Annotated in this window: 11 protein-coding genes; 4 read left to right on the forward strand and 7 right to left on the reverse strand. The window is 51.7% G+C overall.

What is annotated here, in order from left to right:
* Window positions 1–14 precede the first annotated feature (14 nt).
* The 4 genes from NYE54_RS31945 to NYE54_RS31960 all read left to right on the forward strand — a co-directional run bounded on the left by NYE54_RS31945 (window position 15) and on the right by NYE54_RS31960 (window position 6,341).
* Window positions 15–1,874, forward strand: coding sequence for an LTA synthase family protein (locus NYE54_RS31945; protein ID WP_339268627.1), 1,860 nt, complete (start codon window positions 15–17; stop codon window positions 1,872–1,874).
* A gap of 687 nt (window positions 1,875–2,561) precedes the next feature.
* A complete protein-coding gene (locus NYE54_RS31950) occupies window positions 2,562–3,914 on the forward strand; it encodes a hemolysin family protein (RefSeq protein WP_339268629.1) in 1,353 nt (450 codons plus the stop codon).
* Between the two features lie 151 nt (window positions 3,915–4,065).
* On the forward strand, window positions 4,066–5,655 hold the full coding sequence (locus tag NYE54_RS31955; protein WP_339268631.1) for a PTS sugar transporter: 1,590 nt from the start codon (window positions 4,066–4,068) through the stop codon (window positions 5,653–5,655).
* A gap of 137 nt (window positions 5,656–5,792) precedes the next feature.
* Window positions 5,793–6,341 (forward strand): hypothetical protein, encoded by a 549-nt coding sequence (locus NYE54_RS31960; RefSeq protein ID WP_339268632.1) that lies wholly within the window; start codon window positions 5,793–5,795, stop codon window positions 6,339–6,341.
* 110 nt (window positions 6,342–6,451) lie between these two features.
* On the opposite strand, the gene NYE54_RS31965 is transcribed toward NYE54_RS31960, so the two are convergent.
* From NYE54_RS31965 to NYE54_RS31995, 7 genes are all read right to left on the reverse strand, one after another.
* Window positions 6,452–7,486: a hypothetical protein gene (locus NYE54_RS31965; RefSeq protein ID WP_339268634.1), complete on the reverse strand. Its 1,035-nt coding sequence runs from the start codon at window positions 7,484–7,486 to the stop codon at window positions 6,452–6,454.
* A 285-nt stretch (window positions 7,487–7,771) separates the two neighbouring features.
* Complete coding sequence (fumC, locus tag NYE54_RS31970; RefSeq protein WP_076323886.1) at window positions 7,772–9,160, reverse strand: class II fumarate hydratase; 1,389 nt, start codon at window positions 9,158–9,160, stop codon at window positions 7,772–7,774.
* Window positions 9,161–9,401: 241 nt separating this feature from the next.
* Window positions 9,402–10,412 carry a DUF2332 domain-containing protein gene (locus NYE54_RS31975; RefSeq protein ID WP_339273719.1) on the reverse strand — a complete coding sequence of 337 codons (1,011 nt, stop codon included), beginning with the start codon at window positions 10,410–10,412 and terminating at the stop codon, window positions 9,402–9,404.
* A 246-nt stretch (window positions 10,413–10,658) separates the two neighbouring features.
* Window positions 10,659–12,455 (reverse strand): thiol reductant ABC exporter subunit CydC, encoded by a 1,797-nt coding sequence (cydC, locus tag NYE54_RS31980; RefSeq protein ID WP_339268636.1) that lies wholly within the window; start codon window positions 12,453–12,455, stop codon window positions 10,659–10,661.
* The gene (gene cydD, locus NYE54_RS31985; RefSeq protein WP_339268638.1) at window positions 12,452–14,218 is read right to left on the reverse strand and encodes a thiol reductant ABC exporter subunit CydD; all 1,767 of its coding nucleotides are present in this window, start codon (window positions 14,216–14,218) and stop codon (window positions 12,452–12,454) included. The genes cydC and cydD overlap by 4 nt, the downstream gene beginning before the upstream one ends.
* The gene (gene cydB / locus NYE54_RS31990) at window positions 14,218–15,234 is read right to left on the reverse strand and encodes a cytochrome d ubiquinol oxidase subunit II (RefSeq protein WP_339268640.1); all 1,017 of its coding nucleotides are present in this window, start codon (window positions 15,232–15,234) and stop codon (window positions 14,218–14,220) included. The genes cydD and cydB overlap by 1 nt, the downstream gene beginning before the upstream one ends.
* A complete protein-coding gene (locus tag NYE54_RS31995; RefSeq protein ID WP_076323881.1) occupies window positions 15,221–16,624 on the reverse strand; it encodes a cytochrome ubiquinol oxidase subunit I in 1,404 nt (467 codons plus the stop codon). Before NYE54_RS31995 ends, cydB begins: the two co-directional genes overlap by 14 nt.
* Between the last annotated feature and the right edge of the window lie 206 nt (window positions 16,625–16,830).

Raw genomic sequence — 16,830 nt, forward strand, 5'->3', positions numbered from 1 at the left:
GGAAGGCGATACAGGTGTTTTCCTCCTCGCGGTTTCGGTTAACGATTACGAAGCCTTTTATATTTTTCTCTGTCATTATGATGCTCAAAAGCTACCTGGCCTGGATGGTCATTTTTGATGATGTTATGCCATGGAAACCGCTCATTACGGAAATCCCTTTTATTTGGCTTGTGTTCAGCTTAATCGAATGGTTCGCTTCCAAGCGAAAGCTCGCTGCCTATATGAGTGTTAACTTATTGCTAACCGCCATATTCTTTGCGGCCATTATGTATTATAAATATTACGGTGTTATTGTTACGTATCACGCGCTGGAGCAGGTCAACCAGGTAACCGCGGTAAGCAATAGCGTATTCTCCTTGATGGACCCTTACTATCTGTTGATCTTTACGGATATCATCGGTATGTTTTTTCTATTATGGCGCAGTGATCGCGTTAAAAAATGGAAGATTCGGCATGCCAAGAAAGAAAAGCGCAAAATCATTCCTATTGTTTTTGTCGTCTCTTTAATGCTGTGCCTATTCCAGATTATGCCGAACCGCGCAAGCATGAACGAAATCGTGAAGGCGCAGGAGATGGGCATTCTTAATTATGAGGCTTATACGATTTTCCAACAGGAGAACAAAGAGCTCGTGGATGCCAAGGCCATCACGCAGGATAAAGTCAACGAATTGAAGGGTGTCAGGGCGTCTGATCAGGAAGCTGTGCTCTCGGGCGCAGCCAAAGGGAAGAACTTGATCATCATTCAGATGGAGTCCTTCCAGAATTTCCTGCTCGGTTTGAACATTGATGGCAAGGAAATTACGCCAAACTTGAACAAACTCGCTAAAGAGAGCTTATATTTCCCGAACTTCTACCAGAATGTCGGTCAAGGAAATACCTCGGATGCCGAGTTTGTGGTGAATACGTCCTTCTACATTCCGCCGCGGGGAGCGGCAACGCAGCATTATGCGGACAGGGTTCTACCCAGCCTGCCGAGGTTGCTGCAAGGGGAAGGTTATGATACAGCCACTTTCCACACCAATGTGGTGGAATTCTGGAACCGCGGAGAGCTGTACAAGGCCCTCGGGTTCAACCGTTATTACGATAAAGCGTTCTTCGGTGATGAAGATAAACTGTTCTTCGGTGCCTCGGATGATGCCCTGTACTCCAAAACATCGGCCGAGCTGAAGAAGATGGACGATGCCGATAAACCGTTCTATACCCAAGTCATCTCCATGTCGGCTCACCATCCGTTCACGATTCCCGAAGATAAATATCGGATGACGCTGCCGGAGCGATATGAAGGCACCTTTGTCGGCGACTACATCCGCTCGCAGAATTACGCCGATGATGCGCTGGGTAAGTTCATTGAGCAGCTGAAGAAAGACGGCGTGTGGGAAAACAGCCTGGTTGTTCTCTACGGCGACCACCTTGGACTTCCTATATATTCCTTGGACAACAAGGATAAAGAACTGATGCATGAAATTTACGGCCGTGATTATAACTCCGCAGATATGATCAATATCCCGCTTATGATCCATGGAGAAGGCCTTAAGCCCGAAGTGAAGGAGCAAATCGGCGGGCAGATCGACCTCCTGCCGACGGTGGCCAACCTGCTCGGCGTATCGATGGACAATCAGCTTCATTTCGGCCAGGATCTGTTAAACAACACTGATAATAACTTGCTGCCGGAACGATACTACCTTCCTTCCGGTACATTTATCAACAATACGACCCTATACATTCCGGGAATCGGCTTCGAGGATGGAACCAAGCATCCGCTTTCGAACTCGGACGAGAAGAAGACCCAAGCTACCAAAGAAGAATTCGAACGCTCGCTGCAGTTGCTCCATCTGTCGGACAGCTATATCAGACAGCTGCCATACCATAAATAGTTCGTTGCTTAATAGGACAACTCTTTCGGATAATCGGAGGGTTGTCCTTTTTTTGCTTGGCAGAGAATGCCGGAAATCCTTGATATATAAGGGTTTATACAGCCGAAAGCAACGGTTATTTGACATAGTGGCTTACTTTTTCTTATTATTAATAGCAATATACCTTGTTTTGAACACTGCATTCGTGGTGAAATTACGTACAACAACTTAAATGACTCATACTCATACGCTGACCATTAAGCCATATATTTTTCTTGAACAAATCGATTATGAATTGTAGGAGTGACGATCCGACTTGGACCCCATACGAAGGACAAACAGAATTATATGTTCAACACTTGGCCTTCTTCTGATTGCTTCCGTTACGCATGTTCCCCTGGTGGACATCACCGATTCCGCTGCCGCTACGCAGGGATTGGAAGCGTCTGAAGGAACTCTTCCATCGCCAACGCCGGTACTCAAGAGTCCGGAACCTGTTCGGTTGATGATGGAGTCAAAACGCCATGTGTATCTGCTTTCCTTGCATAACGTTACATCCCGTACCACGGATACCGATATGTTTCTGCTCCTCAAGCACATGATGCTAGACCCTTTAAAATTCCGGTCGAATTATGTTGACAGCCATGCATAGTAAGTGATGGTTATTAAAAAACTAATTCGGATCAGATAAAAAAGGATGTGTTTTGTTTGGATGACAGTATAGGCTTAAATTTATTCTTAGTCGCTGTGCTTATCGCAGCTACCGCTTTTTTCGTTATGACGGAATTTGCTATCATAAGACTTCGTCCCAGCCGAGTAGACCAATTGGTAATGGAAGGGCGTAAAGGCGCGCTTGCCGTCAAAAAGGTAACTTCGAATCTGGATGGATACCTATCTGCGTGTCAGCTGGGAATTACCATCACGGCACTCGGTCTTGGTTGGCTCGGGGAACCGACCATCGAGAAAATTCTTCACCCGGTGTTTGATAGCTTTTCCATTCCTGCTGCTATCGCATCGCTAATCTCATTTTTGCTTGCATTTATTATCATGACTTATATTCACGTCGTTATCGGTGAACTTGCGCCGAAGACGATTGCTATTAATAAAGCGGAAGCCGTGTCGTTCATCTGTGCGACACCTATTATCTGGTTTAACCGGATCATGTACCCGTTCATCTGGTTGCTGAACGGATCCGCCAACAAGATCGTTCGTCTGTTCGGCATGCATCCCGCCAGTGAGCACGAAGAAGCTCACTCGGAAGAAGAACTCCGCATGATTCTGAGCGACAGCTATGAGAGCGGAAAGATCAACCAAGCCGAATACGGTTATGTAAGCCGGATTTTTGCTTTTGATGATATGCTTGCCAAGGAGATTATGGTACCTCGTACCGATATGATCTGCCTGTATGTGGATAAGCCGCTTGCCGCCAATCTGCAAATCATCAAGCGCGAGCAGTACACCCGTTTTCCGGTTGTACGCGGTGACAAGGACCAGATCGTCGGTATGGTAAACACCAAGCAGTTCTTCCTGGAGTTCGATGACAATTCCAACATCGACTTGACCAAGCTGATTCATCCGGCCATGACAGTATCCGAAGCGATTCCGATCAAGAAGCTGCTGCGGAAAATGCAGCAGGAAGGCACGCATATGGCCATCCTGATCGATGAATATGGCGGCACTTCCGGGATGATCACCATTGAAGATATTCTGGAAGAGATCGTCGGCGAGATCCGCGACGAATTTGACGAGGATGAAGAACGCGAGCTGACCCAGCCTGAGCCGAACCGCATCATTGCGGATGGCAAGGTATCCATTAACCGGATCAACGACCTGCTTCACACCGACTTGAGCACCGATGACCTGGATACGATCGGCGGCTGGCTGTACGGACATAACTCCGAACTTGCCAAAGGTGATACATGGAGTTACAGTGACTTGACGTTTACCGTCATCGAGAAGAAGACTCACCGCTACACGAAGCTGCAAATCGTTAAAGAAACGGCCGAATCAGCAGCGGAAGAAGCAGCTGCCGTCGCGGCTGCAAGCGAAAACAACGAATAGACAATAGATAGCCAAGCCGCCATGCAGCCATTACCGGGTTTTGCATGGCGGTTTTTTATATGCGGGAATGACATTTTAGCACTTTAACAAGTTATAACTCTGCTGTAATATAGAAATAATCTAATTCCATACATATAGGGGGCAGCAAGCCATGAATCGTCAAATCGCTATTATCGGAAGCAGCGGCGGCAATCTGTACAATCTCGGCGGCAAAGACCCGCTCAAGCTGCTGGATGAAATATTGATGCAGCTGGAGAGCGCAGGCCTATCCTGTGGGGCACTGCAGTTTATTGCTGCCCAGGTCTCCATGGATGCAGCCAAGGATACAACGCCTGCCACTCTTTACAGCTGGAGCATCTCTCAAGGGGAGCCGGTCGTTATCGCCGAGGGTACGCTACAGCAGGTCAATCAAGCGGCTGAACGGCTGGACCTAGAGATTGCCGAGCAGATTGAACTCGGCGAAATCGACGGCATCATCGTTATGAGTGCCGACCCTGAGGGCAGCAACCGGCACGCCATTGAGGCTGCTGCCAAGTTCCGTCTTCCAGTGACCGGTACCGGCGGAACTTCCATGGCCATCATACAAACCAAAGGCGCGCATGTCATCGCCGCCTCGGGCACAACCGGGACCACCAACCGAACCCGTGCGGTCACCTTCGTCACTTCCCTCAGCAAGCATTGGCGGCTTACGTACCGGCCGGTCATCGGAAATGCAACCGCGAACCTTCACGGGACTTCCGGGAGCTCGTCGCCATGGCGGCGCATCAATATTCGCGGCATTATGATGGCTTCCCTCCCCGGTTTCATCGGCATGGCCCTGATCCTCGCGGTCAGCAAGATCCCGGGGTTATCCTCGCTGACCGAGGTGTTTGATCTATTGATTAAGGCGCTGCCGGTCATCGTCGCTGTCATTGCAGCCAAACAGGTATCCGAACTGGACGAGGTATCCATCGTGGCAGGCATCGTGGCAGGTGTCCTTTCCGTCGAAGGGGGCATTATCGGAGGCATCATTGGCGGAATTAGCGCAGGTATCATCGTCCATTACATATTCCGTCAATGCGTGGAATGGCGTTTCCCTGCAACCACGGTCAACATTGTAGCAGGCGGCATATCGGGTCTGATTGCCGGGTTGCTGGTTTACTTCCTCATTGCGCCGATTGCGCTGAGTGCAGGGCAAGGCATCCGCTTCCTGATCGAAACCCTTGTCTCCTGGAGCCCGGCCATAGCCGGGTTGATTGCAGGCCTGCTGATTTGGCCCGCGATCATTGGCGGCGTCTATCATGCGGCCATCCTGCCGATAGTACTGCTGGAGATGGAGACGACAAGCAACAGCTTCCTCGGCGCGGTCGATATGGTCGGTCTGGTGATGGTGTCCGCAGGAATCACGCTGGCCAACATTATCGCCCCACGGGATAAGGGAGAAGCGGCCGTAGCGGCTCCCGGGTTTGCCATCAATATGGGTTTTGGCACTTTCGTTGAAGCTGCCTATCCCTTCATGTTTTCGAACAAACTTGTGTTTGCTGGGGCAATTGCTTCCGCAGGTCTTGGCGGCATGCTCGTCGGTTTATTCGGCGTTCGGGGAACTGCCTACGTGCCTTCCTTCATTGGTCCCATCACATCAAATAACACCGTTGGCTTCCTGATCTCCATGGCAGCAAGCATGCTCTGCTCTTTCCTTATTACGTTCTTCGTAAACAAACTATCCGGTTATCGGGATGCGAAGAACACTATGAGTATATAGTGAGTTTATAGTACATGGTCAATTACAATATGCAGGATTTTAGCTAACCATTTAGTTTCAAAAAGAGTTTATATAATAGATAGGTTCCTAGTTAGATGCTATACACAATCGAAAAACGGAAGGAGGTTATCAAAATCGTGAAATTCAGAAGCCTATCGCTGTTTGCGCTGACAAGTGTCCTGCTAGCCGCTTCGCTAATCTGGAACAGCGAACAAGCTGCCGCTAACGATGCGGAAGACTACTCCGTGATGGCGGGAGGCACGCCCATAACGGACGTTCTTGTTCACAAAGGCAAAGCGTACGTTCCGCTCAAGTCCTTAGCCGATGCAATGGGGTATGAGATTTCTTATACGCTGAAGCAGGAGTTGGACAACTTTCATCAATATGACTTAAAGGCTGCGAACAGTCCCGCGGTATCGATATGGGGCAACGACAAGTGGGGATATACGATCGTTCGGCGGGCAACGCAAGAGATGAGCGTAAACGATATCGACATTTACAAGCCAGCCAAGCTATGTCCTGAAGAATCGGACCATTGCAAGCTCGATGAACGTAAGTACGAAGGACCCCTCTTCATAAAGAAAACCCTCTACGTACCTGTCCGAGACATGGCCACAGCCTTGAATCTGAAGCTGACCGTGACGCAAACCCAGAAAGGGCGCAGCATTCATCTGTCCAAGCGCTAAAGCTCCCATTCATCTGCTCCCCTAACGAATACTACTAAAAAAAAGCCAGGCAGAGTCACAAACTCTGCCTGGCTTTTAATCGAATAGAGGCAATCCAGCCTTCAAATTCTTCATTCCAGTTCTCTGATCTCTATGTCATCTGCGGACGTGATTTTCGAAATATCAAACTCTCTGAAACTATGGGTGCTCTCTTTCCCATTCATATCAAAATCCTGCTCGATCTTTTTCACACGGTCCGGCGTCTTCAAATCCGCCCCATAATATTCAATGTGAAGGTCCGTCTCCCCCTGTACCGTAACCGATGGCAGCCGCCGAATCAGCTCCAGCACCCGTTCCTTCTCTTGCGCCTGATTGTTTGGTGTCAAATCCGCGAACACGATTAAACTGATATTCTGACTGACATTTCCGTCGGCATTTGCGAGTTGGTTATAATCACGCTCAACCGTGTCTAAATCCGAGTTGACATAAGCATCCGCAAACGCCTGGTCCGGATAAAGCTCAGCCAGCAGAGGTTTCAACTGGTCTCTCAGCTGTTGTCCCCAAAGCAAATTCAAATATGTATCATCCGATATGACTGGAGGGCTGGCATCATTGCTGCTAATCGTGAATTCCAGTTCAGGGGACTGTACCGGATGGGCTCTCAGATTGTATGTGCCGATGGCCCAGGTATAGTTCACGTCCGTTACTTTAAAGGGTTCGTTGTACTTCTGTTCCAAATAGGACTCTGTCGCTTCCTGGACCTCTCGTTTCTCGGCGGCCGTCTTTATGAACGGAGCAGATCCCCAAGTATACCCCGCGTGGATGGACCCGGCGAACAGGGCAAGTCCGATCACCGTCCGCACGACGATTTTCCACGGAGAGGAGAGTTGGCGCCTCCGCTTCTCGTCGAACATCGGTTTCTTGGGTGATCGGTAGTTGAAGTAAATAACCGGTATAATCAGACCTATAATATGAATCCCAATGGCGATCGGACCCAGAATCAGGCCCAAAAATCCTAATGTCATGAAAAAAATAAACAAAGCCGCTCCCTGAAGCGCTATAAGCAGCGTTCCGCCTATAATCATGCCCGGCGTCCCGATATAAAACATCCCGAGCCCAGTGCAGATCAGAGAGAGCAGTGTGGCAATCCATTGATGTTTCTTCAAGTTATCATCCGTCCTTCATGCAAATGGTTTGTGAATCATGGTCAGATCCTGACACACCCTATTATAACCGCTGTGGAGCTTGGAAAAAGATAATTTTCGATCGATATGCTCTTACAGAAGGCTAGCCGCGTATAGAAAGGTGCCCTTGCGATGATCAAATATGGTTTAGATTCGCTGAAACCTGATCATTCAACCATCTAAAAACCAAAACCCATTTCACGGTGGTGAAATGGGCTGGAGGTTCAACCGAGGTCTGTTTTCCGATCAAGCTCTAAACATCAGACCCTACTCCTTCGGATGGATCATTTCTTCCGGACGAACGATCCGGTCAAAATCCTCTCCGGTGAGCAAACCGCTTGCCAGAGCCGCTTCACGAAGTGTTGTCCCTTCTTTATGCGCTTTTTTCGCGATGGCCGCGGCATTCTCATATCCGATATGCGGGTTCAGCGCCGTCACCAGCATCAGCGACCGCTCCATGTTCGCACGGAGAACGTCAAGGTTGGCTTCGATGCCGACCGCGCAATTCTGGTCGAACGAATCCATGGCATCCGACAGCAGGCGTACGGACTGCAGGAAGTTATAGATGATGACCGGTTTGAAAACGTTTAGCTCAAAATTTCCCTGGCTTGCTGCAAAACCGATCGTTGCATCGTTGCCCATCACTTGGCAGACTACCATCGTCAGTGCCTCGCTCTGGGTTGGGTTCACTTTCCCCGGCATGATGGAGCTTCCCGGTTCGTTAGCAGGGATCGAGATCTCGCCAATCCCGGAACGGGGACCGCTTGCCAGCCAGCGAACGTCGTTGGCGATTTTCATCAGATCAGCAGCCAGCGCCTTTAGCGCCCCATGGGCAAATACAATCTCGTCATGGCTGGTCAGCGAATGGAACTTGTTGCTAGCGGACGTGTAGCTTTTTCCGATCTGCATGCTGATTTCGGCAGCCGTCATTTCTCCGAATTTCGGATGCGCGTTAATGCCGGTCCCGACGGCAGTACCGCCAATAGCCAGCTCACGCAGCGGTTCTACGGCGGAAGCCAGCATCAATTCACACTTCTCCAGCATCCGATGCCAGCCGCTGATTTCCTGTCCGAGGGTCAGCGGCGTTGCATCCTGAAGATGCGTGCGGCCGATTTTGATCAGGTCCTTATATTCATCGCTTTTCTTCTCCAGCGTTTTCTTTAAGCGGCGCAGTGCCGGCAGCACATGATCTTCAACAGCCACGACCGCGGCCATGTGCATCGCTGTCGGAAACGTATCGTTAGAGCTTTGGGATTTGTTAACGTCGTCGTTGGGATGAACGCGCAGGGCGCTGTCTTTTTGCTCAAGCAGTTGATTCGCACGGTTCGCAATGACTTCGTTCACGTTCATATTGGACTGTGTGCCGCTGCCGGTCTGCCAAACCACCAGCGGAAAGTGCTCATCCCACTTGCCGGCCACAATCTCGTCGGCGGCGGTCGTAATCGCATCCACTTTGTCTGCATCCAGCTTACCGAGCTTGCCATTCACAATGGCCGCGCTCTTCTTCAATATCGCAAATGCCCGAATGATTTCCTTCGGCATCGTTTCGGTTCCAATCCGGAAATTCTCGGAACTGCGCTGTGTCTGTGCTGCCCATAGCTTATCCGCAGGCACTTTAACCTCACCCAGGGTATCCTTCTCAATACGATAATCCATCCCAACTTCCTCCTTTGGCTTCCTTGAATTTAAGCGCTTAATATTCCATCTCCCCTATTATGACATAGACTTGCCCTAGAAAAAAACAGACGGGATGAACGGCTTTGTCTTCCTGGCTTAAAGCGCTGGCTCGGCTGCCTTCTTGGCTCGCTTACTCACCGTCACCTCATATGAAACAACGCGGTTGCCGAACGATTCGCTGCCGCTTCTTCAATCACACGCTAACGGTAATATTCCCGCCTTACAACAGCCACTCAAACCAGCGCGCATGCCCATCCGTCCGTGCCACCGTAAACTGGCTCGGCACACCTCCGAGAATATAATCGGCATGGAGATGCTCATCCTCCATATTGTTGTAGACATGCACGATATCGCGGACGCTTCCGATTTCATTTAAGTGATGCAGCAGTTTTTGCTTAGACGCCTCCGGAATCTGATTAGCCACATGCGTGTGAAATACGCAAATGACGGCCTCCTCCGGGATGCCCTTCACGATATCGGGAAGCAGTTCGGTCCCATCCCCTTCCCGGAACTGTATCCCGGACTGCTGCTTCAGCACCTCCGCCGCATGCTCCAGCATGGATACCCTGTCGTGGTTACCCGGCCAGATTAAAGACCGCAGCCACAACAAATGCTCCGGGTTTCGCACGTCATTCACATGCAGATCGATCCCCATCCGATAGACGACCGGGGGACTGGAAGCCAGCAGGAAGGGCGTGCGGCTCCCCCTGATCTCCGATGTGATATGAACCTTTGACCCCGCAAGGCCGTAACTCTCCGCGTCCCCATAGGAATAGCTGTATTGATCCCACAACAGCTGCAATCCGGCACTAGTTCCAAGCTCCACCAAGGCAAGCGGCTTACGGACCTTGTCATAGATCGAGCAGAACACCGGATACAAATACGCACAGCGGCGGACTTCGTTCGTTTGTACTCGTTTACTCTCCAGTATCCCGATAATGTCTGCCTGATGCTTCAGCACAAATGAACGAAAATGGGGATAACAAGAGCTCATTTCCTTCGGATGTTCCATAAGGCCGGGGTAATACACCCTCAGCTCTGGTCCCTCACCCTGGAGCAGCAAATATTGAACTGCCCCAAACAGCATATTGGGTACAGGCTGGCCTGCAGGAACAAACGTTGCGACTTGCAGCACCTCTTCATCATCGGCTATATGGCGCGACAAATACTCATAGAACACACTGGAGCCCGGACATTCCCGCTCAGCAAAATGACGAAACACGTTGACCATCCGTTTATGAGCCACCTTACATCACACCCCTAAAATTGTAATTAACCTTTATCTTGCTTAAGGCTAATGTTACATCTTTCCAAGATGCGCGTGGATTTGGATCTTTTATCAGGCTCATTAAGAAAAATAAGATGGAGACAAAAAAAGAACCGATCCTAAATGAACTGCACCCCAATCGTTAGGTCATGTCTAACAATTAGGGGCATTTCAAAAGGGCGGTTCTTCTACTAAGAATGCTGTTATTGCCTAGACTGCCGGACGATCTAATAGATACAAGTTCCGATACCGCGGGTAGCGCTCCATCAGCTCATCGTGGGTACCCCGCATAACGATTTGGCCGTCTTCCATGAATAGGATCTCATCCATGCGCTCAACGCCCACCAGATGATGCGTTACCCAGATCAGCGTCCGGTCCTGTAGACTGGCGAACATGGTGGATAACAGTTCCCGCTCGGTTTTGGGATCCAGCCCGACCGTCGGTTCATCCAGAATGACAACAGGTGTCTTCTGCAGCAGGATTCGGGCCAAAGCCACGCGCTGGCGCTCTCCCCCGGAGAAACGCTGTCCGGCTTCCTGCATACGGGTGCGGAGACCCTCCGGAAGGGAGGCCACCAACGGTTCTAGCCGTGCCAAAGCAACCGCGCCCCGTATTTCCGCTTCCGTAGCATCCGGCTGTCCGAGCCGGATGTTGTTTGCTAGCGTCGTATCGAACAAGTGCGGACTCTGATTCAATACCGAAATTACAGAAGATATCTCATCGCCAAACCGCGCAGCATCCACTCCGCCTAGGGTAAGATTTCCCCCCGAAGGTGCCAGCACGCCCTGAATCAGCTGCAGCAGGGTGGATTTACCGGCACCGGAACGCCCTATAATGGCTACCTTGGCCCCAGGAGGAATATCCAGGGATACATCCGTTAATGTAGACCCTTCCCTATTCGCACCGGATCGTTCCAGCCCGGATTCGCCGCCTGCTGCCTGATCATAACGGAAGCTGACGCCATCCGCCTTCACATGGACACCGCTGCTTATGACGGATTGGATCTCTCCCTTATTCAGCTGTTGCTCCCGGTTCTGCTCCCCTTCAGATGTTTCTGCGCTTTCTATCGCCTGAAGTCTCGCGACCGATTGGCCGTACTGCGGAATCCGCTCCACGGCTTCGGATACCGGCAGGAATGCGTCCATTAACGGGAATACAACCAGAACCAAAGCCGCGATCAGCGTAACATCGATCGAGCCGTCCGCATACTGTCGTCCTGACCAATACACCATTGATACCACCGTCACGGCAACCACGCATTGACCGATAAAAGCCCGAAGACGCAACCAGCGCTTAAGGGAGCGGTCGGTCCGGTCGACCTCGGCTTCATCCGCCTCATAACCGGTCAGGAACTCCGTCTGCCGGCCGCTGACATACCATTCATGAATACCCAGTACCGCGTCGGTTAGCTTCTGGTAGAGGTTGCTGCGGGCCTGCTTCATCTCCCGGTTCTTCCGTTTGGTGAGCAGCAGGGAAACCAGCGGCAGCACCAGAATCAGCACCGCTACATATAACGCGAGCAGAAGGGCAAATGCCGGGTCAAACAGGCCGACAGCCAGAATAACCCCGGCGTATAACACAAGCGCTACAATCGATGGAAAAACCGTTCGAATATAGACGTCCTGCAAATACTCGATATCATCAGAGAGCACGCCCAGCAGATCCCCGGTGCGGTACCGGGAGGACAAACGAAGGGCTTGCGGTTCCAGAATGCGGTACAGCCGCAGACGCATCTGGGACAGGATGCGAAGAATCGTGTCATGTCCCACCAGGCGCTCCACGTAATGGATGACCGCGCGTCCGATGCCGAAGGTCCGAACCCCTACGGTCGGCACGTATACCATCAGGATGTTTTCCGGTCGCAGGGCGGACTTGGAGATCAAATACCCGGATGTGAACATCAGCATCCCGGCGAACAGGATCGTGAGCACGCCAAGCATCACAATCAGCAAAAAGCGCCAGAAGTTTGCCGTTACGTAAGGCCGAAACCACGATTCCTGCTTCATTGTACTCCCTCCATCTGCGATGTAATTAATCCATAATAGACACCTTGCCGAGCGATAAGCTCCTCATGGGTTCCCGTCTCCACCACCCGCCCCTGATGCAGAACGAGGATGTAATCCATATCCTGCATCCAGTGCAGTCTGTGCGTCGCGAGGAATACCCAATTATCTTGAAAAAGGGACAGCATTGTCTCCTTCAGCTCGTATTCCGTCTCGATATCCAAATGAGCCGTCGGCTCATCCAGCAGCAGAACCCGCCGGCCGCCGAGCAGCGCTCTGGCTAAGGCTACACGCTGTGCCTGACCACCGCTTAAAGTGCGTCCGCCGCCGCCGATCATCTCCGCAAGTCCGCCCGGCAAGCTCTTCACCAGATCCGATAGACCCGCCGCTTCCACTGCGGCTTCGACTTGCGCTGTTGATGCCTCCGGTGCATAGAAGCGCACATTATCCGCCAAGGTAGCACCGAATAAATACGGCTGCTGCGGCATATAGGTGACCTCGGTCCGCCATGCCTGCCGGTTCCTGTCCTCCAGCTTCACGCCGTTCAGCTCCATCACGCCGGACGTTGGTGCCAAGAATCCCCCTAATAGCTCGATGAGCGTGGATTTGCCGGCCCCGCTCTCCCCGACGATGCCGATCTTGCGCTGACCCGGTATCCGGAAGCTGACATTCTCCAAGGAAGCCGGCCCCAACTCTTCGTGCCTGAGGCCGATACCGGACAGCTCCAGCACGCTGTGATTATCCCACTGGAATTGCGGCTGCGGCGAATTGGGCTCAGACAAATTATCTTTAATTTTAAATGTTATATCGCAGGAATGCCCTTTCCGGGCCTCCTGAATCATGGATTGCATCGCTTCCCCTGCCTGCTTACCGTCCAGCGTGGCATGAAAGTCCGCCCCGACCATGCGCACCGGCAGGAAATACTCCGGTGCCAGGATCAGGATAAGCAGCGCGGGCAGCAGCTCCAGGCTGCCGTTAATGAGGCGTAAGCCTAAGTTTACCGCAACAGATGCCACGGACAGCATCGTAAAGAAATCCAGCGCGAAGGACGACAGAAACGCCACGCGCAGCGTCCGCATAGTAGCTGCTCGATATCCCTCGCTGACTTGCTGTATGCTCTCGCTGTGCTTGCGGCTCTGTCCCAGAAACTTCAGGGTAGTCAGACCTCTCAGCGAATCTACAAAATGATTAGACAGCATCCGGTAAGAATCCAGCTGCCGCTCGGTCTGCTTTCTCGCGGCAAGCCCCACGAGGATGAGAAATACGATCAGGATCGGCATGGTCACCAGCAGAATAATGCCCGAAATCCGGTCCGTCATGAACACGTACAGCCATACCAGAGCCGGGGTAATGCTCGCCCCCATCATGCGCGGTATGGTCAGCTCCACATATTTGCGGAACTTGCCGATGCCCTCCAGCACAAGCGTAACCACATTGCCTGTTCCTTCCGACCGGACAAAGGACGGCCCCTTCCGAAACAGCTCATCCAGCAGCTGCTTCCTCAGGCTCGTGCCCGTCTCCTCGGCAAAGCGCTGTGCGATTCCTTGCTGCACGGCTGAGATGCCGTGGCGTGCCAGAAATGCAAGCAGGAACAAGGCAATCGTCTCCCCCTGCTCCTGCAGCGTTGATCCGGCAAACAAGGCGGATATGGCTTCCGCCAGCCACTTGGCTTGCAGGAGGATGGCCATGCTCTGTGCCAGGGTACATACGGCGACAAGGAAGAATACCGTCTTGGCGCCTTTGTATCCCAGCAGATCTTTTCCCATCAGTACTCCAGATGCTCCTTCTCATGTACCCGTTTGTGGAAAACGAAGTAACTCCAAATTTGATAGCCCAATACGAATGGCAGCAGCGTTACCGCCACAATCGTCATAATCTTGAGAGAATACGGTCCGGAGGCCGCATTATAAATAGTCAGGTCAAATGCCGAATTGATGGAACTGACCATCACGCGCGGGAACAAGCCCACGAACACGGACGTTACCAGCAGAGCGATAACCGCCCCGGTCATCCCGAAAGCCCAGCCGTCCCGCTTGATGTTCATGAAATATCCGCCCAGTAAGAATGCGAGCAGAGCCAGCACCAGCAGCACGGTTAACACCACGCCACGCTTCTCGAAGACATCGGTCATGAAATACGTCATCACCCCGAATGCCACGAACAGGGCTGCTACGGGAAGCAGGAGTCTCCGGGCCATACGGCGTGCCCGTTCCTGAAGATCCCCCATCGTGCGCAGTGTTGTGAACATTAAGCCATGCAGCAGGCAGAGCATCACCATCGTCAGCCCGCCAACCACAGTATAGCCATTCACAACATCAAACAATCCGGCATGCAGCTGCATCTCTTCGTTAATCGGGAGCCCCTGGATCAGGCAGGCAAAAACAACGCCAAGCAGGAATGGTGGAAGCACGCTGCCGGTGAAGATTGCACCGTCCCACACCCGTTTCCAGCGAATATCGCCCACTTTGCCGCGGAATTCAAAGGCCACCCCGCGTCCGATCAAGGCCAGCAGAAGAAAGACAAGCGGAATGTAGAAGCCGCTGAACAGCGTAGCATACCAGTTCGGGAAGGCGGCGAACATCGCGCCGCCCGCCGTCAGCAACCAGACCTCGTTAGCATCCCAGAACGGGCCGATCGAGTTGATCAGCACCCGGCGCTGGGTATCATTTTTGGCCAGCAGCTGCGTGGACATCCCGACCCCGAAGTCGAAGCCCTCCAAGAAGAAGAACCCGATAAACAATACGGCAACGAGCACAAACCACAGTTCGTTAAGAGACAGCATTGTAGCCCTCCTTATTAAACGGATCGCTTGCGTGGTGGTCATCTTCCTCCGCCGCATACGGTCCTTTCTTAATGACTTTAATAAATAGATACGCCATGACGGCTGCCAGCACCGCATAAATGGCGGTAAACATGATCAGCGAGAACAGAATCGAGCCTGCGCTGACGTTCGGTGAAACACTGTTCTCCGTGGTGATCAGTCCGAATACCGTCCACGGCTGCCGCCCGATCTCCGTCATAATCCACCCCGACGTGTTGGCAATGAACGGAAGTGAAATACCGAACAGCATCAGTCTGAGGAACCATTTACCGGCCTTCTCGACCTTTTTGCGCAGCATGAGCCATGCTCCGTACAACCCCAGCAGAATCATGATGCTGCCTGCGGCCACCATAATCCGGAAGCTCCAGAACGTGGTGCGTACAGGAGGGATATAATCTCCAGGTCCATACTGCTGTTCGTATTGCGCCTGCAGCTCCTTCATCCCGATGACTTCACCGGAAAACTTGCTATAGGACAAAAAGCTGAGCAAATACGGGATTTTAAACTCCATCGTGTTCTCCTGCTTATCCGGATCGATGGCTGCAATGACCGTCCAAGGCGCAGGATCGTCACTCGTTTCCCATAGGCTCTCCGCAGCAGCCATCTTCATCGGCTGCGTATCCACCAGATACTGTGCTTGCTGGTGACCGAACACCGCAACCAGAATGGAGGTGATGAGGCCAATCACGATGGCGATATGAAATGATTTCTTAAAGAAATCCAAATCTTGCTTTTTCATTAGCTTGTAGGCACTCACACCCGCTACGAGGAACGCCCCGGTTGCCAGTGCCCCGAAGATTGTATGCGGGAACTCTACCAACAGCTGACCGTTCGTAATCAGTGCGAAGAAATCATTCATCTCCGCTCGCCCGTTGTTCATCTCGAACCCAACGGGACGCTGCATGAACGAATTCGCTGCCAGAATCCAGAAGGCGGACATCAGGGTGCCGAAGGACACCAGCCAGATACTGAGCAGATGGACCTTCTTCGATAACCGATCCCAACCGAATATCCATAGTCCGATAAACGTCGACTCGAGGAAAAACGCCAGCAGCGCTTCGATGGCAAGTGGTGCACCAAACACGTCCCCGACAAACCGCGAGTAATCCGACCAGTTCATGCCGAACTGGAATTCCTGCAGAATCCCTGTCACAACCCCGACCGCAAAGTTAATCAGGAACAGCTTTCCCCAGAACTTGGCCATTTTCTTGTAGACTTCCTGGCCTTTGACAACATACATCGTCTCCATGATGGCAATCAGAAACGCCAATCCGATGGACAACGGTACGAAAATAAAGTGAAAAATGGTTGTCGATGCGAATTGAATTCGCGCCAGCATAACCGGATCCATATTAAGATACCCCTTTCTTTAGCTCACGTGATCACTTCAAATTTGATTCTTTTTGTATTGTCGCAGACCACGCCCTAAAGGATTGTGATAAACATCACAATATCAGGGCTGAAACGGGGGCAAAAAGTTATAAATTTGTGACGAAAATCACTAAGTAGGCGGTGGAATATGTGAGGATTATCAATTGGAACATGGCTTGCGGCATC

Source organism: Paenibacillus sp. FSL K6-1330, from assembly GCF_037976825.1.
Classification (GTDB): Bacteria; Bacillota; Bacilli; order Paenibacillales; family Paenibacillaceae; genus Paenibacillus_AQ.